Origin of the sequence: Micromonospora sp. A202 (genome assembly GCF_006715105.1) — a bacterium.
GTDB lineage: Bacteria > Actinomycetota > Actinomycetes > Mycobacteriales > Micromonosporaceae > Micromonospora > Micromonospora zamorensis.
This window is the reverse complement of the sequence record NZ_VFMP01000001.1, coordinates 504,340-523,631: the sequence shown is the minus strand read 5'-3', so window position 1 is coordinate 523,631 and position 19,292 is coordinate 504,340. Positions and strand designations below refer to the sequence as shown.

Genomic DNA, 19,292 nt, shown 5'->3' with positions numbered 1-19,292 from the left:
AGGGGCATGGCGGCGGACACGACTGACATCGACGACATTCGCGAGCAAGCCCGGCGCTGGCTGGCCGACGACCCCGACCCGGCCAGCCGGGACGAGCTGACGGCGGTGCTCGACCGGTTGCCGGCGAGCGCGCCGGAGCTGGCCGACCGGTTCGCCGGCCCGCTGACCTTCGGCACCGCGGGCCTGCGCGGCCCACTGCGCGCCGGCCCGAACGGAATGAACCTCGCCGTGGTCACCCAGGCCGCTGCCGGCCTGGTCGGCTGGCTCGCGGCCCAGGGCGGCACCGGCCCCCTGGTGATCGGGTACGACGCTCGGCACGGCTCCCGGGAGTTCGCCGAGCGCACCGCCCAGGTGGCCACCGGGGCGGGTCGACCGGCGCTGCTGCTGCCCCGCCCGCTGCCCACCCCGGTGCTGGCGTACGCGGTGCGCCACCTCGGCGGAGTCGCCGGTGTGATGGTCACGGCCAGCCACAACCCACCCCAGGACAACGGCTACAAGGTCTACCTCGGCGCGGAGCTGGGCGGTGAACTGGGCTGGGGCGCCCAGATCGTGCCGCCCGCCGACGCCGGCATCGAGGCGGCCATCCGATCGGTCGGCCCGCTGACTGAGGTGCCGCTGGGCCCACCCGGGCAGGTGCTCGGCGACGACCTGACCGCCTCGTACGTCGAACAGGCCACCGCCGTGATCGACCCGGAAGGGCCACGGGACCTGACGGTGGCGTACACCCCTCTGCACGGGGTGGGCGCGGCGGTCCTCACCGCCGCCTTCGCCCGCGCCGGTTTCCCGGTGCCCGGCGTGGTCCCCGACCAGGCCGAGCCGGACCCGGCGTTTCCGACCGTGTCGTTCCCCAACCCGGAGGAGCCGGGGGCGGTGGACCGGCTGATAGCCCTGGCCGACTCCACCGGCGCGGACCTCGCCATCGCCAACGACCCGGACGCCGACCGTTGCGCGGTGGTCGTCCGCGACGGGCACGACGGCTGGCGGATGCTGCGCGGCGACGAGGTGGGGGTGCTGCTCGCCGACCACCTGATGCGGCGCGGGGTGACCGGGCTCTACGCGACCACCATCGTGTCCTCGTCACTGCTGCGCGCGATGTGCGCGGCCCGGGGCCTGCCCTACGACGAGACGCTGACCGGCTTCAAGTGGATCGTGCGGGCCGGCGGCGGGAGCACGCCCCTGGTCTTCGGCTACGAGGAGGCGCTCGGCTACTGCGTCGCACCGGCGCACGTGCGGGACAAGGACGGCATCACGGCGGCGCTGACAGTGGCCGAGCTGGCCGCCGGCCTGAAGACACAGGGTCGGACGCTGACCGACCGGCTCGACGAGTTGGCCGCCGAGTTCGGCGTGCACCACACCGACCAGCTCTCCGCCCGGGTGCACGACCTGCGGTTGATCACCGACGCGATGGCCAGGATCCGGGCGGACACCCCGACGACCCTGCTCGGGCAGCCGGTGGACAGCGTCCGGGACCTGTTGCCCGAGTCGGACGTGGTGATCCTGCGTACCGCGGCCGCCCGGGTGGTGATCCGGCCCTCCGGGACGGAACCGAAGCTCAAGGCGTACCTCGAGGTGGTGGAACCGGTCGTGGACGGTGACGTCCGGACGGCCCGCAGCAGGGCGGCGTCGGCCGTCGCCGCGCTCCGCGCTGAGGTCAGCGCGGCCCTTGGCATCTGAACCCCGCAGCGCCCACCCATGACAGGTTCGCCCTTTGCTCTGCACCCGCGGAAGCGCCACGAATGAACAGCGGTCCTCCGCGCCCGACTCCTGCCGAGGGCCCGGCACCGTGGTGCCTGGGTGGGTGCAGAGCAAAGGGCCCGTCGAGCGGGTCCCGAGAGTCAGCGGCGGGGCCAGCGGCGAGGGCCGACGGTCAGCGGCGAGGGCCGAGGGCCTGGTCGACGGCGCGACCCAGGGCCGCGACGACCAGGCCGACCGACGGGCGGACCACCGAGTCGTCGGTGCTCACCTCGCCGGAGAAGCCGGCGCCGGTGGCGATCGCCTCCAGCCTGCGGCGCGCGTCGGCGGCGGTCTCACCGTCCACCCCGAGCGCCGACTCCATCCGCAGCACCACCACCAGAGTGGCCAGCGCGGCGGTCCGCTCGTCCGGGGCCGCCGCGCCGGTCAGGGCCTCGGCCAGGCGCTGCCGGGTCTCCGCCTCGACGGAGGCGTCCACCACCGGGTAACGGTGCACGTGGATGAAGCCCAGCTCGGTCTCGTCGACGTCGCGGACCACACCCTGGCTGCACAGGTCACCGAGGATCCGGTCCCGCAGGCCGTGCCGCAGGCGCTGCACCCAGGAGGCCGGGGTGTGCGGGGTGTCGGCCGCGATCCGGCTCAGCACCTCGTCGGCGACCGGTTCGCCGGTCGGCGTCGGGTCGGCCACGGTCAACGACCCTTCGGCGTACGCGATCCGGCCGGCGATGGCCAGCTCGACCAGCACCGCGGCGGCCATGCCGAGGTCCAGGCTGATCCGCGGCATGGTCGCCTTGCCGGTCGTGTCGTCGTAGGCGAGGAGCAGCAACTCCTCGGCGAGCGCAACACCAGTCATGGCCCGAGACGGTAGCGGGTCCGCGCACCACCGCGCACGGACCCGCCAGACCCGGCACCCACCGGGTGTCGAACTCAGAACCGGGGCATGCCGCCGAACTGGCGGTCGCCGGCGTCCCCGAGCCCGGGAACGATGAACATGCTGTCGTTGAGCCCCTGGTCGATCGAGGCCGTGACCAGGCGCAACGGCAGGCCGGAGCGTTCCAGCCGTTCGATGCCGACCGGGGCGGCGAGGACGCAGAGCACTGTGATGTCGGTGCAGCCACGGTCGGCGAGCAACCGGCAGGAATGCTCCAGCGAGCCACCGGTCGCGAGCATCGGGTCGAGCACCAGCACCGGCAGCCCGGACAGGTCGCGAGGCAGCGACTCCATGTACGCGCGCGGCTCGTAGGTCTCCTCGTCGCGGGCCAGGCCGACGAAGCCCATCGAGGACTCGGGCAGCAGGCCGAGTGCGGCGTCCGCCATGCCGAGGCCGGCCCGCAGCACCGGCACCAGCAGCGGCGGGTTGGCCAGCCGGGTGCCCTCGGTGCCGGTGACCGGCGTCTGCACCTCGTACCGCTCGACGGGGAAGGAGCGCGCCGCCTCGTACACCAGCATGGTGGTCAGTTCGTGCAGCGCCGCCCGAAACGTCGAGGAATCGGTGCGCGCGTCCCGCATGGCGGTCAGCCGAGACTGGGCCAGCGGGTGGTCAATGACGTGTACGTCCACGATCGCTCAACCTACCGGTCCGTTCGGCGCCGTGGTGACGGTGCGGTCGGACCAGCGACGCCGCTCACGCCGAGCCCGCCGTGACCAAGATCACTCGTCCGTCCGGTGCGTAGACTTCTCGGCATGACGGCGACAACGACGTCGGCCCGGTCGGAGCTCTCCGAGCTGGGACGATCCGAGACCGCTCTGCGGACCTTCCTGCACGGGCTTCCCGGCGTGGACCAGGTCGGCGCGGAGCAGCGGGCGGCACAGCTCGGCACCCGATCCATCAAGACCACCGCCAAGGCCCAGGCGATCGACCTGGCGATCCGGATGGTGGACCTGACCACCCTGGAGGGGGCGGACACCCCGGGCAAGGTGCGCGCGCTCGCCGCGAAGGCGCTGCGCCCGGACCCGGCCGACCCGTCCTGCCCGCACGTCGGCGCGGTCTGCGTCTACCCGGCGATGGTTCCGCACGTGGCGGAGGTGCTGCGCGGAAGTGGCGTGCACCTGGCCAGCGTGGCAACCGCGTTCCCGTCCGGCCAGGCGCCGTTGGAGATCAAGCTGGCCGACACCCGGGCCGCCGTCGCGGCCGGTGCCGACGAGATCGACATGGTGATCAACCGGGGTGCGTTCCTGGCCGGGCGCTACAAGGAGGTCTACGACGAGATCGTGGCCACCAAGGAGGCCTCCGGGGACGCCCACCTCAAGGTGATCCTGGAGACCGGCGAGCTGGCCACCTACGACAACGTGCGGCGGGCCTCCTGGCTGGCCATGCTGGCCGGCGGCGACTTCATCAAGACCTCCACCGGTAAGGTCCCGGTCGCGGCGACACTGCCGGTGACCCTGGTGATGCTGGAAGCTGTCCGTGACTTCCGGGCGGCCACCGGGCGGCAGGTGGGCGTGAAGCCCGCCGGTGGCATCAAGACCACCAAGGACGCGATCAAGTACCTGGTGATGGTCAACGAGACCGTCGGCCCGGACTGGCTCGACCCGGACTGGTTCCGCTTCGGCGCGTCCAGCCTGCTCAACGACCTGCTGATGCAGCGCACCAAGCTGACGACCGGCACCTACTCCGGTCCCGACTACTTCACCCTGGACTGATAGCCGATGTTCGAATACGCCCCCGCCCCCGAGTCCCGCTCGGTGGTGGACCTCAAACCCTCGTACGGGCTGTTCATCGACGGCGCGTTCGTCGATCCGACCGACGGTGGCAGCTTCAAGTCGATCAACCCCGCCTCCGAGGAGGTGCTGGCCGAGATCGCCGAGGCCGGCGCTCAGGACGTGGAACGCGCGGTGCGTGCCGCCCGCCAGGCGTACGACAAGGTCTGGGGTCCGATGCCGGGCCGGGACCGGGCGAAGTACCTGTACCGGATCGCCCGACTCATCCAGGAGCGCTCCCGCGAGCTGGCCGTCCTGGAATCCCTGGACAACGGCAAGCCGATCCGGGAGTCCCGGGACGTCGACCTGCCGCTGGTCGCCGCGCACTTCTTCTACTACGCCGGCTGGGCCGACAAGCTTCCGCACGCCGGTTTCGGTGCCAACCCGCGGCCGATCGGCGTGGCCGCGCAGGTCATCCCATGGAACTTCCCGCTGCTCATGCTGGCCTGGAAGATCGCCCCGGCGCTCGCCGCGGGCAACACGGTGGTGCTGAAGCCCGCCGAGACCACCCCGCTCACCGCGCTGCTCTTCGCCGAGATCTGCCAGCAGGCCGACCTGCCGGCCGGTGTGGTCAACATCGTCACCGGCGCCGGCGACACCGGCCGCGCACTGGTCGAGCACGCAGGCGTCGACAAGGTCGCCTTCACCGGCTCCACCGAGGTCGGCCGGGCCATCGCCCGATCCGTCGCCGGCACCAGCAAGAAGCTCACCCTGGAACTGGGCGGCAAGGCCGCCAACATCGTCTTCGACGACGCGCCCATCGACCAGGCCGTCGAGGGCATCGTCAACGGCATCTTCTTCAACCAGGGGCACGTCTGCTGCGCCGGCTCCCGACTCCTGGTGCAGGAGAACGTGGCCGACCGCGTGCTGGAGTCGCTGAAGCGGCGGATGGCCCAGCTCCGGGTCGGCGACCCACTGGACAAGAACACCGACGTCGGCGCGATCAACTCGGCCGCCCAGCTGGAGCGGATCCGCGAGCTGTCCGACGCCGGGTCCGCCGAGGGCGCCGAGCGCTGGTCACCGCCGTGCGAGCTACCCGACCGTGGCTTCTGGTTCGCGCCCACCATCTTCACCGGGGTCACCCAGGCCCACCGGATCGCCCGCGAGGAGATCTTCGGCCCGGTGCTGTCGGTGCTCACGTTCCGCACCCCGGCCGAGGCCGTCGAAAAGGCCAACAACACGCCGTACGGGCTGTCGGCCGGCATCTGGACCGACAAGGGTTCCCGGATCCTGTGGATGGCCGACCGGCTGCGCGCCGGTGTGGTCTGGGCCAACACGTTCAACAAGTTCGACCCCACCTCGCCGTTCGGTGGCTACAAGGAGTCGGGTTACGGTCGCGAGGGCGGCCGGCACGGGCTGGAGGGCTACCTCAATGTCTGAGCGGGTCGCAGTACGTAAGACGTACAAGCTCTTCATCGGCGGGAAGTTCCCGCGCAGCGAGTCGGGACGGTCGTATCTCGTGCAGTCCTCGAATGTGTCACTGGCCTCCCGCAAGGACGCCCGGGACGCGGTGGTCGCCGCCCGCGCCGCCGTGAAGGGCTGGGCCGGCGCGACCGCGTACAACCGGGGTCAGATCCTCTACCGGGCCGCCGAGATGCTGGAGGGCCGTCGCGAGCAGTTCGTCGCCCTGGGTGTGCCCGGCGACGAGGTGGACGCCGCCGTCGACCGCTGGGTCTGGTACGCCGGCTGGGCCGACAAGCTCGCCCAGGTGTACGGCGGCGCCAACCCGGTCGCCGGCCCGTACTTCAACATCTCCGCGCCCGAACCGACCGGCGTGATCGCCGTCGTCGCCCCCGAGCGCCCGGCGCTGCTCGGCCTGGTCAGCGTGATCGCCCCGGCGATCGTCAGCGGCAACACGGTGGTCGTGGCGGCATCGCCCTCCGAGCCACTGGCGGCGGTGACGCTGGCCGAGGTGCTGGCCACCTCCGACCTGCCCGGCGGGGTGGTCAACATCCTCACCGGCGCGATCACCGAGACCGCGCCGGCGTTGGCGGCGCACATGGACGTCAACGCGATCGACCTGACGGGGGTGACCGACACCGCGCTCGCCACCGACCTGGAGGTCAGGGCGGCGGAGAACCTCAAGCGGGTGCTCCGACCGGCCCCGGCCGACCACGACTGGTCCGTCGACCCGGGTCTGGCTCGGATGACCGCGCTGCTGGAGACGAAGACTGTGTGGCATCCCAAGGGGGTGTGATCGTTTTTTCGGCCCTTTGGGTTTTCCGGGGGAGCCCGCCCACTCCGGGCGGTCAGGCTTGATCCCTGCGTGGGCGGGCTCCCCCGGAAAACCTGACGTGGGCCGGGTTCGTCGGGTGGGCCAGCACACGGGTCCTGCCTCGGGTTGGGTGGGCGCGGTCAAGATCTGCGCAACTTCGGGGATGTTGCTGCCTCCAGCGCCTTGGAGGCAGCAATATCCCTGCTCTTGTGCGGATCTTCGGGCGGTCCGGGGGTCCGGCGGTCCTGGTCGGGGTCGGGGTGGGATGGGCTCGGGGGCGTGGGGGGTCTACTACCGGGGGTAGGATTGCTTCGTGACTCGGTTGGGCGATCTTGAGCGTGCGGTGATGGACGTGTTGTGGGACGTGGTCCCCGGCACGTCGGACGGTGTGACCGTGCGCGAGGTGGCCGACGCGCTCGACGGCCGCGAGTTGGCGTACACCACTGTGATGACCGTGCTGGACCGGCTCGCCGGCAAGGGCATGGTGCAGCGGGAGCGCGAGGGTCGGGCCTGGCGCTACCGGCCGGCGGCGAGCCGTGAGGCGCACATCGCTCAGCTCATGCTCGACGCCCTCGACCTGGGCGGCAGCCGGGACGCCGCACTCGTGCGGTTCGCCCGTTCGGTGACCGGCACCGAGGCCGAGGTGCTGCGGGCGGCCCTGGGGACCGAGGCCGGCCTGACCGGTCCGGGTTCCACCAGCGGCGACCCGGGCGACACCGAGCTGACCGACCGCCTCGACGGGCCGACGGGCCGGCGAACCGCCGGCGAGGCAGCGGAGCGGTAGGACCCACGCCATGGCGTACGCCGTGCACTTCGCCGCCACCATGCTGGCCTGCTACCTGACGGCTCAGGTGCTGGCCCGCTCCACCTGGACGTGGCGCAGCCCTCGGGTGGCGATCATCTGCTGGCAGGCCGTCGGGTTGGCGGTGGGTCTCTCGGCGATGGGCCTGCCCATGGCGCTCGGGCTGAGCGCGTACGACCTGCCGACCGGCAGCGCGCTGCTCGCCCTGGCCAACGACCTCGCCCACGGCACACTGCCGATCGGGGTGAACACCTTCCACCTCGCCGGCGTCGGGGTGGGCTTCGGCATCGGCGCGGTGCTGGTCGCCACGACCGTCCGCAGCATCCACGGCACCGTACGCGCCCAGCGCCGGCACCGGGACCTGCTCTCCCTGGTCGCCCGGGACGATCCGGCCGCCCCCGGCGCGCTGGTGCTGGATCATCCGAGCGCCGCCGCATACTGCCTGCCCGGGGTGAAGCCGCAGGTGGTGGTCAGCGCCGGCACACTGAGCCTGCTCGACCGCGCCGAGCTGGCCGCGGTGCTCAGCCACGAGCGCGCGCACGCCCACGAGCGGCACGATCTGGTGCTGCTGCCGTTCACCGCGCTGTGCCGGGCGTTGCCGTGGTTCGGCTGGGTCCGCGACGCCAACGAACGGGTCGCCCTGCTGGTCGAGATGCGCGCCGACGACAAGGCGTGTGAGCTGCACGCGGAAGCGCCGCTGGCCGGAGCGCTGCGCCGCTTCGCCGCCGCCGGTCACCGGATCACCCCGGCCGGCGCGCTGGGCATGGGCGATCGGGATCTCGACGTACGGGTCCAGCGCCTCCTGGTCACCGACCGGCCGCCCCGGGTGCTCGGCGCCACCGCCCTCGCGGTGGCCAGCACGCTGGCCGCCCTCCCGATCACCCTCTTCCTGTCCTGACCTGACCCCAGCACGTCACACGCCGCGCCCCCGCCTGGGCGCCGCGCCGCCGTGTCCCGCCGCAAGCGCGCGATCTTCCAAACCCATGACTACTACGTGCCGTAGTACTCTGTTCTACGACGTTACGTAGTAGACGGACGTGTAGAGAAGCTACGTGTAGGGTGGCTACGACAAGGGAGCCAACACTACGGAGAGCCGGCCATGGACACCCTGCTCCTCGCCCGCCTGCAGTTCGCCACCACCACCTCGATCCACTTCCTCTTCGTGGTCGTCACGCTCGGGCTGGTCACCCTGCTGGTCGGGATGCAGACCGCCTGGGTGCTCACCGGCAACCCGAAGTGGGAGCGGCTGACCCGCTACTGGGGCCAGCTCTACGTGATCAATTACGTGCTCGGCATCGCCACCGGCATCGTGATGGAGTTCCAGTTCGGGCTGAACTGGAGCGGCCTGTCGCGCTACGTCGGCAACGTCTTCGGCGCGCCGCTGGCCATCGAGACGCTGGTGGCGTTCTTCCTCGAATCCACGTTCCTCGGGATGTGGATCTTCGGCTGGCACCGGCTCGGCAAGGGCGTCCATCTCGCGCTGCTCTGGGGCGTGGCCATCACCGCGTACGCCTCGGCGTTCTGGATCATGGTGGCCAACTCCTGGCTGCAACACCCGGTCGGTTACGAGGTGCGCGACGGCATCGCCCACCTCACCGACTTTGGCGCGCTGCTCTCCAACCCCAGCCTCGGCATGGCGTTCGGGCACGTGGTCTCGGCCGCGTTGCTGGTCGGCGGGATGCTGATGGCGGCGGTCAGCGCCTGGCACCTGATCCGGCGTACTCCCGACTTCGTGCTCTTCCGCACCTCGCTGCGGATCGGCCTGGTCACCTCGGCGCTGGCGATCAGCCTGGTGCAGGGCTTCGGCTTCGCCCAGTTCGGCCCGGTCGGCGGCGTGCAGCCGACCAAGTTCGGCGGCCAGAGCCCGGAGGCGCAGGCGCTGATCGCCGACTGGACCACCCGGTTCGGCCCCGGCGACTACACGCCACCGGTGCTGGCCAGCGTCGGGCTGGGCTTCATGATCCTGATCGGCTTCACCCTCGGCTGCGTCTGGTTGCTGCTCCCCCTGCTCTTCCGGGACTGGATCATCCGGCTGCGCTTCCCGCTCTGGCTGGTCCTGCTCGCCCTGCCGCTGCCGTTCGTCGCGGTGATCCTCGGCTGGATCGCCCGCGAGGTCGGCCGCCAGCCCTGGGTGGCGTACGGGCTGCTCCCCACCGAGCAGGCCGTGTCCCCGGTCGGCGCACCGGTGATGCTCGCCTCGCTGATCGGGTTCAGCCTGCTGCTCGGCACCCTCGCCGTCACCAACTGGGTGCTGCTCGCCCGGCACGCGGCGCGGGGCGCGGCCGATCCGGCACTCGGCCGCCCACCAGCGCCGCCGAGTGAGTCGACCCACCCCGAACCCGCGCTCGTCTGAGGCACCGAGGAACTGAGGAGAACACCGTGGACCTCGCCTGGTACGCCCTGCTCGGCCTCTTCTTCACCGGCTACCTGGTGCTCGCCGGCTACGACTACGGCGTCGGGCTGCTGCTCGCCCGCGGTGGCGGCCCCGCTCTGCGGAGGGAGGCGCTCACCGCGCTCGGCCCGTTCTTCCTCGGCAACGAGGTCTGGCTGGTGGCCGCCGTGGGCATCCTCTTCGGCGCGTTCCCGGTGCTGGAGGGCGAGTTGCTCTCCGGCTGCTATCCGGCCGTGGCCGGTGCCCTGGTCGGCGTCATCCTCGTCACCGTCGGGGTGCAGCTGCGCAGCCGGCCCGCCGACCAACGGATCCGCGCGGGCTGGGACCGCGTCGTGATGATCGGCAGCGCACTCGCCGCAGTGGGCTGGGGGGTGGTGCTCGCCGCGCTGCTCCAGGGCGTGCCCCGTCAGGCCGACGGGCACGTCGCCGGGGTGTCGCACCTGGCCACCCCGTTCGCAGCCACCGTCGGGCTGGCCATGGTCGCACTGGTCGCGGTGCACGGAGCGACCTTCCTCGCGCTGCGCTTGTCGGCCGACGCCGCCGCCGTGGTGGGCCGCACGGCCCGCCGGCTGGTGCCGGTGGCGCTCACCGCGGTCGCCCTGGCCACCGTCGTGGGCCTGCTCTCCTCCCGGGTACGCGACGCCGTCCAGCGGCCGGCGGTGGCCGTACTCCTGCCGTTGCTGCTCGCGGCGGCGCTGCTGGCGGCCCGCGCGGCGCTGGCGCGGCGGCGGCCGGGGTGGGCTCTGGCCGCAACCGGCGCTGCCCTGGCGCTGCCGGTGGTGCTGGTCGGGGCGGCTCTCTGGCCCTATGTGCTGGTGTCCACGACCGACCCGGGCGCCTCGCTGACAGTGACCGACGCCGCTGCGAGCGCACCGACGCTGCGGCTCCTCGGCTGGGTGGCGCTGCCGCTACTTCCGGCCCTACTAGGCTTCCAGGCGATGTGTTGGTGGGTTTTCCGAGGACGGACCGACGGCAGGGCACCGGTGTACTGGTGAAACGCCGTCCGTTCGACCCGCGTCTGCTGCGCCGGGTCCCTGCGGCCCGGCGCGATCTTGCCGTGCTCGCGCTCCTCGGTGTGCTCGCCGCCGGGTTGATCGTGGCGCAGGCCACCGCCCTCGCGGCGGTGCTGGCCACGGCGATCGACGGTCGACTGGATCGGCCGGCGCTGGGCGCCTTCATGGTCGCGGTCGCTGCCCGCTCGGCGCTGGTCTGGGCACAGGGCACGGTCTCGGCGCGGGTCGCCGCCACGGTCAAGGCGACGCTGCGGGCCGACCTGCTCGGCGCGGTCGGCCGACATGGCCCCGGCTGGGTGGCCGGGCAGCGGGCCGGTCAGATCGCCACCCTGGCCGGGCGCGGGCTGGACGCGCTGGACGCCTACTTCACCGGATACCTGCCCCAGCTGGTGCTCAGCGTCACCGTGCCGCTGGCGGTGCTCGCCCGGGTCGTCTTCGCCGACTGGAGCTCGGCGGTGATCATCGCGGTGACCCTGCCGCTGATCCCGGTCTTCGGCGCGCTGCTCGGCTGGCAGGCCCAGGCCGCCACCGAACGGCAGTGGCGGCGACTCTCGCTGCTCGGCGGGCACTTCCTGGACATGGTCGCCGGGTTGCCCACGCTGCGCGCGTTCGGGCGGGCCCGGGCACAGACCGAGGTGGTGCGCCGGATGGCCGACGGGCACCGCGTCGCCACCATGAAGACGCTGCGGATCGCGTTCCTCTCCGCGCTGGTGCTGGAGCTGGTCGCCACCCTCTCGGTGGCACTGGTCGCGGTGCCGGTCGGCATCCGGTTGCTCGGCGGCGGGCTGGCCCTGCAGACAGCGCTGCTGGTGCTGCTGCTCACCCCGGAGGCGTACCTGCCACTGCGGGCCGCCGGCAGCCGCTTCCACGCCAGCATGGAAGGGCTCGCCGCGCTGGACGAGGCGCTGACCATCTCGGCCGCGCCCACCGCTCCCCGGGCCGCCGAGGGCGCCACCGTCCCGGACGCGCGACGTGACATCCGGTTCGAGGGGGTGACCGTGGCGTACGAGCGGACCACCGCCCTGCGTGACGTGACCCTGACCATCCGAGCCGGCGAACGGGTCGCCATCATCGGGCCCAGCGGCGCCGGCAAGAGCACGTTGCTCGGCCTGCTGCTCGGCTTCGTGACCCCGACCAGCGGCCGGATCACGGTGGACGGGGTCGACCTCGCCACCGCCGACCCGGACGCCTGGCGTCGGCAACTCGCCTGGGTGCCGCAGCGGGCCCATCTCTTCGCCGCCTCGCTGGCCGACAACATCCGGCTCGGCGCACCGGACACCACGCCCGACGCGCTCGCCGCCGCGGTGCACGACGCCGCTCTGGACGACGTGGTGGCCGGTCTGCCGGACGGCCTGGACACCCTGCTCGGCGAACGCGGCCACGGGCTGTCCAGCGGGCAGCGGCAGCGGGTGGCGCTGGCCCGGGCGTTTCTGCGGTCCGCCCCGGTGGTGCTGCTCGACGAACCCACCGCCCGCCTGGACACCGCGGCCGAGGCGGTGGTGCTCGACGCCACCCGCCGCCTGGTCGCCGGGCGCACCGCGCTCCTGGTCGCGCACCGACCGGCGCTGCTCGCCGACGCCGACCGGATCCTGCGGGTCGAGGACGGTCGGGTCACCGAGCTGACGCCCGAACCGACCGGGAAGGCGACCCGATGAGCGCGGAACACGGGCCGGACGCGGTCGCCGGCGTGGCATCGGGCCGGCGGACCGCCGCCGAGCGCGCCGTGCTGCGGCTGGCCCGCCCGTACCTGGGTCGGCTGGTCGGTGCCGGGCTGCTCGCGGCCGCCACCGAGTTCGCCGGGCTCGCCCTGATGGCCACCGCCACCTGGCTGTTGATGAGCGCCGCCGGCCAGCCTCCGCTGGACCGGCTCACAGTGGCGATCGTCGCGGTCCGGGCGCTGGCGATCAGCCGTGGCGTGTTCCGCTACACCGAACGGCTCGCCGGGCACGACGCGGTGCTCCGCATGATCACCGACGTCCGGGCCCGGGTCTTCGCCACCCTCGCCGCCCGGCGTGGCGCCGCGCACCGTTCGGGGGACGTGCTGAGCCGGCTGGTCTCCGACGTCGAGGCCGTCCAGGACCTGCTGCTGCGTGTGCTGGTCCCTGGCTCGGCGGCGGCCCTGGTCGGTGTGCTGGCGGTCGGCGTGGCGGCGCTGATCTCACCACCTGCCGCCGGTGCGCTCGCCGTGGGGCTGCTGGTCGCCGGGGTGGCACTGCCCGCACTGGCCACCGCTGTCACCCGCCGCAGCGCGGCCCAGGTGGCACCCCTGCGCGGCGCACTGGCCACCGACGCGATCGACCTGACCCACGGCGCAGCCGAGCTGGCCGCGTTCGGGGCCACCGACGTCACACTGCGTGCGGCCTCGCAGCGGGCCCGCCGGCTGGCCCGCCTGGAACGTCGGCTGGCCGCCACCGGGTTCGCGGTGGACGCGGCCGGGGTGCTGACCGCCGGGCTGACCGCCGCGGCGGTGGTGCTGGCAGCGCTGGCCGCCGACGTGTCGGGGGTGCTGGTGGGTGTCCTGGCCGTCGGCGCGCTGGCCGCCGTCGAGGTGACGCTGGCACTGGTCACGGCGGCCCGGCAGTGGACGCAGTTGCGGCCCGGTCTGGCCCGGGTGGCCGACCTGCTGGACGCCGGCACGCCGGCTTCCCCGCCCACGGCCGGCATGACGGACCTGGTCGGCCCCCACGAGCTGCGCTTCGTCGACGTGACAGTGCGGTACCGGGCCGGTGCGGCACCCGCCCTCGACGGCGTCAGCCTGGACCTGCCGCCGGGGCGGAGGATCGCGGTGGTCGGCCCGAGCGGCGCCGGGAAGAGCACCCTGGCCGCCGTCCTGACCGGCACCGTCCAACCGGTGTCCGGGCGGGTCACCCTCGACGGTCACGACCTCTCGGCGTACGCCGAGGAGGCACTGCCGCGGGCGGTCGGCGGCCTGCTGGCCGAGGCGTACGTCTTTCACGCCACGGTGCGGGAGAACCTGCTGCTCGGGCGGGCCGGGGCCGACGAGGAGGCACTGACGGCGGCAACCGCCGCCGCGGGCCTGCTGGACTGGGTACGCGCCCAGCCGGCGGGTTGGGACACGCTGGTCGGCGAGGAGGGCGGGCAGCTCTCCGGTGGCCAGCGGCAGCGGCTGGCGCTCGCGCGGGCCCTGCTCGCCGCGCCGCCGGTGCTGGTGCTCGACGAGCCCACCGAAGGTCTTGATCCGGCCGCCGCCGACGCGGTGCTCGCGTCCGCTCTCGCCGCCACCCCCGCCGGGCACTCGGTTCTGCTGATCAGCCACCGGCTCAGCGGGCTGGCCGAGCTGGACGAGATCGTCGTCCTCGACGGCGGCCGGGTGATCCAGCGCGGCCGGCACGCCGACCTGGTCGCCGCCCCGGGCTGGTACCGGGACCAGTGGCTGCTCCAGGCTGCGGCCGAACGGGGTTACCTGGCCCTCGCCCCCTGACCGGGGCTCGGGGACGGACCAGGGTTCTCCCCGACGTCAGGGCTCCCTGACCCGTGGCAGGGTGGTGCCATGCCGCAGCGTGAGGACGTGTTGGTCGACGAGCACCTGCGTGAGTTGGCCGCCCGGTTGCAGGGGCCGGCGCGACTCAAGTCCGACCTGCTCACCGAGGCCCGGCACGGGCTGCTGGACGCCGTGGAGGCGTACCGGGAGAGCGGTGTGCCGTCCACGGAGGCGCAGCGCCGGGCCGTGGTCGAGTTCGGCTCGCCGGCGCAGGTCCTTCCCTCCTGGCAGGCCGAGCTGGCGGTGGGCGCTCTGCGCGGGCTCTCCCTGCGGATGCTGGCGATCGCCGGGGTCGGGGTGGTCGCCGGGGATCTGACCTGGCGGGGGTCGAGCTGGAGCAGCGGCCCCCGTCCACCGGCCGGCTACCAGCTGCTCGCCAGCTCGGTCGACTGGATCTGGATGGGTTCGCTGCTGCTGGCAGTGGCCGGTCTGCTGGTGGTCGCGGCGAGCGCCCGTTCGACACGTCCGGGTCTGGCCCTGGTGCAACGCGCGGTGGGCGCCGGCCTGACCGCCATGCTGGCTCTCGCCATGATCGCCGGCTGCGCCCTGTTCGCCTGGTCGATGACTCTCTGGGACGACGCGCTGCGCTGGCCACCGATGATCATCGGCGCGGTGCTGGTGGGCGGCGCGTACTTCTCACTGGCCCGTGCGGTGCGCGGCTGGCTGCAGGCCACCGCCCGCCGAGCGGAGTCGCTCGCCAGCACGGCCCACTGAGCCACGTCGCGGGTGCCCCGGTCCCGCCGGTGGTCGCCAGCTCGACCGGGATCAGGCCGGGGTGGTGGGCGGGCTGCCGGGGTCGAGGAACCGGCCGACGGTCAGCTGGAAGTCGCGCCAACCCGCGCGCTCCCCGGCCAACGCTCCCCGGCCGGAATCGGTGAGCTCGTACGTCCGCCGTTCCCTGCCGTTGACGGTGCTCCAGGTGCTCGCCACGTGCCCGGCGCGTTCCAGCCGACGCAACGCCGGATAGATGGTGCCGGTGGGCAGATCCAGAGTGCCGTCGCTGCGCGCGCGCAACGCCTCGATGATGGCGTAGCCGTGCAGCGCGCCCTGTTCGAGAACGGCGAGCAGCAGAGCGTCGAGATGGCCGTGCAACGCCTGGGCCTTCATACGTAGCTACGCTACTTGTCGAACGGTCAGATCGCCAGCGCCCACCACCAGCAGGTCGAATCCGTGCGCCAGCCGGCCACCGGGGTGCGGGCATCGGTCACCCAGGGCCGCCGACTAGGGTATGTGCCCAGAGTCACTCGCCGGTCAGAGACCCCGGCGGGTGGGCAACCCGAAGCACACGGAGGTCAGCGTGGCCCGCCAGTCGCCCCAACGGCCCGACGCCGACGAGCCCGAGCTCGACGACACCACCGGCGCGGTCGAGCCAGATGAGACCGACGGCCCCTCGGCCTCGGTCGACCGTGCACTCTGGGACGAGCTGCGCATCGACCCGGTGGAGATCGCCCTGCCCGCCGGCACCGGCTTCACGCTGCGGGCATACCGGCCGGCCAGCTCGCTGACCCCGACCGACGTGACCGAGCGCGACCTGGACGACCCGTTCCTCGCCCGACGTCAGGTGATCGAGGAGGAAGAGGACGACGAGACCGTCGTCATCCTCGACGAGGACCTGGCCGAGGAGTTCGCCGACGACGAGGACGAGTCGAAGCGCCGCCGACGCGACGGCGCCACCGACACCGACACCGACGCGGCCGACGACGAGGCCGAGGCCGACGAGGACGCCACGGACGAGGCCGACGACGAGGAGGTGCCGGTCTTCCTCAGCAACCAGGGCAAGCTGCTGCTGTTCAAGACCCCAGAGTCGTTGGTCAGTTTCATCCGGTCCGGTGCGCCAAACGATCTGTCCCAACTGGACAGCTGGAATGAATTGTCCGAACGGGTGGAGCCCGCGGATATCGCGCCCCTCGACGAGGACACCTACGAGCTCGACCTCGTCGTGGAGAACCTGCGCGGCGGGCACGACTCCTGGGATTCGACCCTGCTGATCGAGGCCGGCGAGGTCGCGCGTGACCTCTCGTACGCATTGCGGCTGCCTGCGGTACTCGACATGCTCTCCGCCGGCTCCAGCCTCGACGACCTGGACGAGGCGCTGCGTGCCACCGCCAACGGTGGGATCGGCGCTTTCATGGGTCGGCGGCGGCTGAAGAAGATCGGTGCGCAGACCGCGAGTTTGGGTTGGCGCACCATTGTCGGCAAGATCTCTGCGGTGGTGGACTGGCGCGACTGACCCGTACCGGGGAGCATCAGTTGCTGGCAGAGGAAAGACCTGTCCCGGGAGGAGGACGACGCCGTGGCGCTCGTGCGCGTTTACTGCGGTCTGGCCTCGGCGGATCCGGCTGACCGACCGGCCTCCGCCGGTTCGACGCTGACGTCCGCTGTGGTCGACGACGCAGGCCGTCTGCTGCATGTCTGCGAGATCAGCGACGAGGCCGCTGGCTACGCCCAGCTCGTCGCGCTGCTCGTGGAGCGGTCGGGCGGGCCGAGCGGTGCGGCCATCGCCGCCGACAGCGACGACCACACGGTCATCTCGCTGTTGAGCGCGGCGGGTCGGCCCCTGGCGATCGCCGACGACGACTCGGTGGACGACTTCGCCGAGCGGTTCGCCGACGACGACTCCCTGGAGGAGATGCAGTCGCCTCCGGCCGAACGACGGGCCGTCGGTCTGGCCCGCGCGTTGCAGGCGGGCGCGCTCTCCGCGGTCACCCTGCCGGCACCCCGGGATCTCGCCGGCTACAAGCCGGTGCTCGCCGCGCACGCCGCCCTGGCCACCGGCCGACACTCCGCCGCCGTGGCGCTGCGCGAGGTCCTGCGCGAGCTCTACCCGGCAGCCCTGCGTGCATACCCGGACCCGGCCGAGCCGGTCTCGCTGGCGGTGCTGGACGCGCTGCCCGAGCCGGGCATGCTCGGCGGCACCGTCGCCCGGGGCCGCGAGGTGTCGGTCGCGGCGGACGCCATCGCCGCGCACCTCGCCGCCGACGGGGTGGCCGACGCCGACGAGATCAACGAGGCGGTCACCGCTCTGCGGGTCGCCATCTCCGAAACGCCGCGGCGCGCCGCGGTCAACCGGGCGCTCACCTCCGCGGTGGCCGAGACGGTCCGCCAGGCCGTCGCTTCGGTGCGGGCCTGCGACGCAGGCTGTGAGGCCCTGGTCAGCGCGCTCGGCTCGCGGGTGACCGCCCCTGCCCAGGCACCCGGCCGCCGTGCCGCCGCCCGCCGTGGCGAGTCGGTCGGCGAGCTGACCGGGATGGCCGGCAACGGCGCCCGCCGTGGCGAGCCAGCCGGTGAGCCGACCGGACTGGCCGGCACCGGCGCCGGGCTACGGTCGCTCCGGCCCACCCCGGCCGCCGACCCCGCACCCGCCGTCGGGCGACGCAGCCGCCCCGAGCCGATCCCCGGTAACGCGCCGCTCGCGTCGCCCCGCCCACTCGGGCCGCCCCCGGTCGCCCCGGCTCCGGTCACGCCGCCGCCGGTCGCGCCCGCACCGATGGCCCCGGCCGCCATGGCCAAGCCGCCGTCGTCCACGCTTCCCAACCGCACCGAGCCGGCGCCCAGCCGGATCGACGGTCCGACCAACCGCCCGGTCTCCTCGCCGCCGCCCCCGCCGCCCGGGATCACCCCGATCGCACCGGCACAGCGCGGCATGGTTCCTCCGGCCGAGGCGGGCGAGCCGTTCCGGCCGACGCTGACCACCGCCGCGATCAACAACGCGCGTGCCGAACGGCAGCGGACGGTCATTCCTCCCCGCCCCAAGACGAACGGCGAGCCCCGGCCGAGCCACCTGCAACGCCCGGTGGACGAGCCACCCACGGGCGGGTTCAGCGCCACCGATCTCAGCATCCCGGTGCCGACCCCCCGTCCTGGCCAGGAGGCCGCTGCACCCCCCGGTTCCCGCGCCAACTGGCCGCTGGTCAACAACCCGGAGGACCCGGCCGACAGCTCGCCGAACAACCCGGTGGCCTACCCGTACGGTGGCGGCCGCGGCATCGAGGCCCCGACCGACCCGGGTCGGGCCGACGGTCGGGTCACCCCGCCCTGGTTGGCGGACGACCTGCCGCAGGAGCCGCCCATGCTGCGACTGGTGGAGCCACCGCCACTGGCTGACCGGGCGCTGCGCGAGGGGCTCAACCCGTCTGCGGACGCGCACCTGGAGACGCCGCCGCTGCGGTTGGTCGACCGGGAGCTGGCCGCTCGCGGCGGCCGACCGGCCGCTCGGCCCGACCGTGCCGCCGAGCACCGTCCGCCGCCGCCGATGGAGCACCGGACGCCCTCGCTGGAGCCTCGCACTCCCTCAGTGGAGCCTCGCACGCCCTCGCTGGAGCAGCGCACGCCGCCGATGGAGCGCCGGACCCCTCCGTTGGAGCGCCGGACGCCGCCGGTCGAGCACCGTCCGCCGCCGGTCGCCGACGAGGGTGACGGCGACCTGCTGATCTTCGCGCAGGCCAAGTCGGCCTGGTTCGTCGGCCAGGCCGAGGAGTCCGACCTGGACTGGTCGACCACGGCCGACACCGGCTGGCAGGCCGCAGAGCAGGCCGCCCGCCCCGCGGTCGGCGCCGAGACCAACGCCGGGCTGCCGAAGCGCGTGCCTCAGGCCAACCTGGTCCCTGGTTCCCCGCTGCGCGAGGAGCGTCCATTGCGGATAGTGCGCGATGCGGCAAGCCTCGCGGAGAACACCACCGGCTACTTCCGTGGTTGGCGTCGCGGCCAGGAGATCGGCGGTTTCGCGGTGGGTGGTCGACCCGGCCGCGAGGCGGCCGGTGGCTGGGACTTCAGCCGCGACCACGGCGACCGCGACGACGACCGGGAGTACGAGTACCGCTCCGCCGGTTACCAGTCCTGACCCTCGTTACACGCGACAGCGCCCTCAGTCAGCTGACTGAGGGCGCTGTCGCGTGTGGAGACGTGCACCTGGAGCGGCAACGCCGCCTCTCGAAGCCGGCAGCTCAACGGCCCAGGGTGCGGGGGCCGGTGGCTTC

16 protein-coding genes are annotated in these 19,292 nt (G+C 73.2%); 13 read left to right on the top strand and 3 right to left on the bottom strand.

Annotated features, from left to right (window positions below):
* Positions 1-6: 6 nt before the first annotated feature.
* The gene (locus FBZ33_RS02535) at positions 7-1,674 is read left to right on the top strand and encodes a phospho-sugar mutase (RefSeq protein ID WP_141907864.1); all 1,668 of its coding nucleotides are present in this window, start codon (positions 7-9) and stop codon (positions 1,672-1,674) included.
* 193 nt (positions 1,675-1,867) lie between these two features.
* Here the strand turns inward: FBZ33_RS02535 and FBZ33_RS02530 are convergent, their stop codons facing one another.
* Together FBZ33_RS02530 and upp are read right to left on the bottom strand one after the other, a co-directional pair.
* Positions 1,868-2,545: a GPP34 family phosphoprotein gene (locus FBZ33_RS02530; RefSeq protein ID WP_088946163.1), complete on the bottom strand. Its 678-nt coding sequence runs from the start codon at positions 2,543-2,545 to the stop codon at positions 1,868-1,870.
* A 74-nt stretch (positions 2,546-2,619) separates the two neighbouring features.
* A complete protein-coding gene (upp, locus tag FBZ33_RS02525; protein WP_088946162.1) occupies positions 2,620-3,252 on the bottom strand; it encodes a uracil phosphoribosyltransferase in 633 nt (210 codons plus the stop codon).
* Between the two features lie 123 nt (positions 3,253-3,375).
* Here upp and deoC point away from each other — a divergent pair, with 123 nt between their 5' ends.
* The 10 genes from deoC (at position 3,376) to FBZ33_RS02475 (ending at position 15,030) form a co-directional block, all read left to right on the top strand.
* A complete protein-coding gene (deoC, locus tag FBZ33_RS02520; protein ID WP_088946161.1) occupies positions 3,376-4,335 on the top strand; it encodes a deoxyribose-phosphate aldolase in 960 nt (319 codons plus the stop codon).
* Positions 4,336-4,341: 6 nt separating this feature from the next.
* Entirely contained in the window at positions 4,342-5,772 is a 1,431-nt protein-coding gene (locus FBZ33_RS02515; protein ID WP_141907863.1) for an aldehyde dehydrogenase family protein, read from the top strand.
* The gene (locus FBZ33_RS02510) at positions 5,765-6,589 is read left to right on the top strand and encodes an aldehyde dehydrogenase family protein (RefSeq protein WP_088946159.1); all 825 of its coding nucleotides are present in this window, start codon (positions 5,765-5,767) and stop codon (positions 6,587-6,589) included. Before FBZ33_RS02515 ends, FBZ33_RS02510 begins: the two co-directional genes overlap by 8 nt.
* A gap of 331 nt (positions 6,590-6,920) precedes the next feature.
* Complete coding sequence (locus FBZ33_RS02505; protein ID WP_141907862.1) at positions 6,921-7,391, top strand: BlaI/MecI/CopY family transcriptional regulator; 471 nt, start codon at positions 6,921-6,923, stop codon at positions 7,389-7,391.
* A 10-nt stretch (positions 7,392-7,401) separates the two neighbouring features.
* On the top strand, positions 7,402-8,307 hold the full coding sequence (locus tag FBZ33_RS02500; RefSeq protein ID WP_141907861.1) for a M56 family metallopeptidase: 906 nt from the start codon (positions 7,402-7,404) through the stop codon (positions 8,305-8,307).
* Between the two features lie 201 nt (positions 8,308-8,508).
* On the top strand, positions 8,509-9,762 hold the full coding sequence (locus FBZ33_RS02495) for a cytochrome ubiquinol oxidase subunit I (RefSeq protein WP_141907860.1): 1,254 nt from the start codon (positions 8,509-8,511) through the stop codon (positions 9,760-9,762).
* A 26-nt stretch (positions 9,763-9,788) separates the two neighbouring features.
* The gene (locus tag FBZ33_RS02490) at positions 9,789-10,796 is read left to right on the top strand and encodes a cytochrome d ubiquinol oxidase subunit II (RefSeq protein ID WP_141907859.1); all 1,008 of its coding nucleotides are present in this window, start codon (positions 9,789-9,791) and stop codon (positions 10,794-10,796) included.
* Positions 10,793-12,469: a thiol reductant ABC exporter subunit CydD gene (gene cydD / locus FBZ33_RS02485; protein WP_141907858.1), complete on the top strand. Its 1,677-nt coding sequence runs from the start codon at positions 10,793-10,795 to the stop codon at positions 12,467-12,469. The genes FBZ33_RS02490 and cydD overlap by 4 nt, the downstream gene beginning before the upstream one ends.
* Positions 12,466-14,256, top strand: a complete 1,791-nt coding sequence (gene cydC / locus FBZ33_RS02480; RefSeq protein ID WP_141907857.1) for a thiol reductant ABC exporter subunit CydC — start codon at positions 12,466-12,468, stop codon at positions 14,254-14,256. Before cydD ends, cydC begins: the two co-directional genes overlap by 4 nt.
* 69 nt (positions 14,257-14,325) lie before the next feature.
* Complete coding sequence (locus FBZ33_RS02475) at positions 14,326-15,030, top strand: permease prefix domain 1-containing protein (RefSeq protein WP_141907856.1); 705 nt, start codon at positions 14,326-14,328, stop codon at positions 15,028-15,030.
* 51 nt (positions 15,031-15,081) lie between these two features.
* On the opposite strand, the gene FBZ33_RS02470 is transcribed toward FBZ33_RS02475, so the two are convergent.
* Complete coding sequence (locus tag FBZ33_RS02470) at positions 15,082-15,423, bottom strand: PadR family transcriptional regulator (protein ID WP_088946152.1); 342 nt, start codon at positions 15,421-15,423, stop codon at positions 15,082-15,084.
* A gap of 160 nt (positions 15,424-15,583) precedes the next feature.
* Here FBZ33_RS02470 and FBZ33_RS02465 point away from each other — a divergent pair, with 160 nt between their 5' ends.
* Positions 15,584-16,546 (top strand): DNA primase, encoded by a 963-nt coding sequence (locus tag FBZ33_RS02465; RefSeq protein WP_141907855.1) that lies wholly within the window; start codon positions 15,584-15,586, stop codon positions 16,544-16,546.
* Between the two features lie 39 nt (positions 16,547-16,585).
* Positions 16,586-19,156 (top strand): transposase, encoded by a 2,571-nt coding sequence (locus tag FBZ33_RS02460; protein ID WP_141907854.1) that lies wholly within the window; start codon positions 16,586-16,588, stop codon positions 19,154-19,156.
* Positions 19,157-19,292: the final 136 nt, after the last annotated feature.

Coding starts and splice junctions, on each gene's coding strand:
- FBZ33_RS02475 (WP_141907856.1), top strand. CDS start 14,326: ATGCCGCAGCGTGAGGACGTGTTGGTCGACGAGCACCTGCGTGAGTTG.
- FBZ33_RS02530 (WP_088946163.1), bottom strand. CDS start 2,545: ATGACTGGTGTTGCGCTCGCCGAGGAGTTGCTGCTCCTCGCCTACGAC.
- FBZ33_RS02470 (WP_088946152.1), bottom strand. CDS start 15,423: ATGAAGGCCCAGGCGTTGCACGGCCATCTCGACGCTCTGCTGCTCGCC.
- FBZ33_RS02535 (WP_141907864.1), top strand. CDS start 7: ATGGCGGCGGACACGACTGACATCGACGACATTCGCGAGCAAGCCCGG.
- deoC (WP_088946161.1), top strand. CDS start 3,376: ATGACGGCGACAACGACGTCGGCCCGGTCGGAGCTCTCCGAGCTGGGA.
- FBZ33_RS02510 (WP_088946159.1), top strand. CDS start 5,765: ATGTCTGAGCGGGTCGCAGTACGTAAGACGTACAAGCTCTTCATCGGC.
- cydC (WP_141907857.1), top strand. CDS start 12,466: ATGAGCGCGGAACACGGGCCGGACGCGGTCGCCGGCGTGGCATCGGGC.
- FBZ33_RS02500 (WP_141907861.1), top strand. CDS start 7,402: ATGGCGTACGCCGTGCACTTCGCCGCCACCATGCTGGCCTGCTACCTG.
- FBZ33_RS02495 (WP_141907860.1), top strand. CDS start 8,509: ATGGACACCCTGCTCCTCGCCCGCCTGCAGTTCGCCACCACCACCTCG.
- FBZ33_RS02515 (WP_141907863.1), top strand. CDS start 4,342: ATGTTCGAATACGCCCCCGCCCCCGAGTCCCGCTCGGTGGTGGACCTC.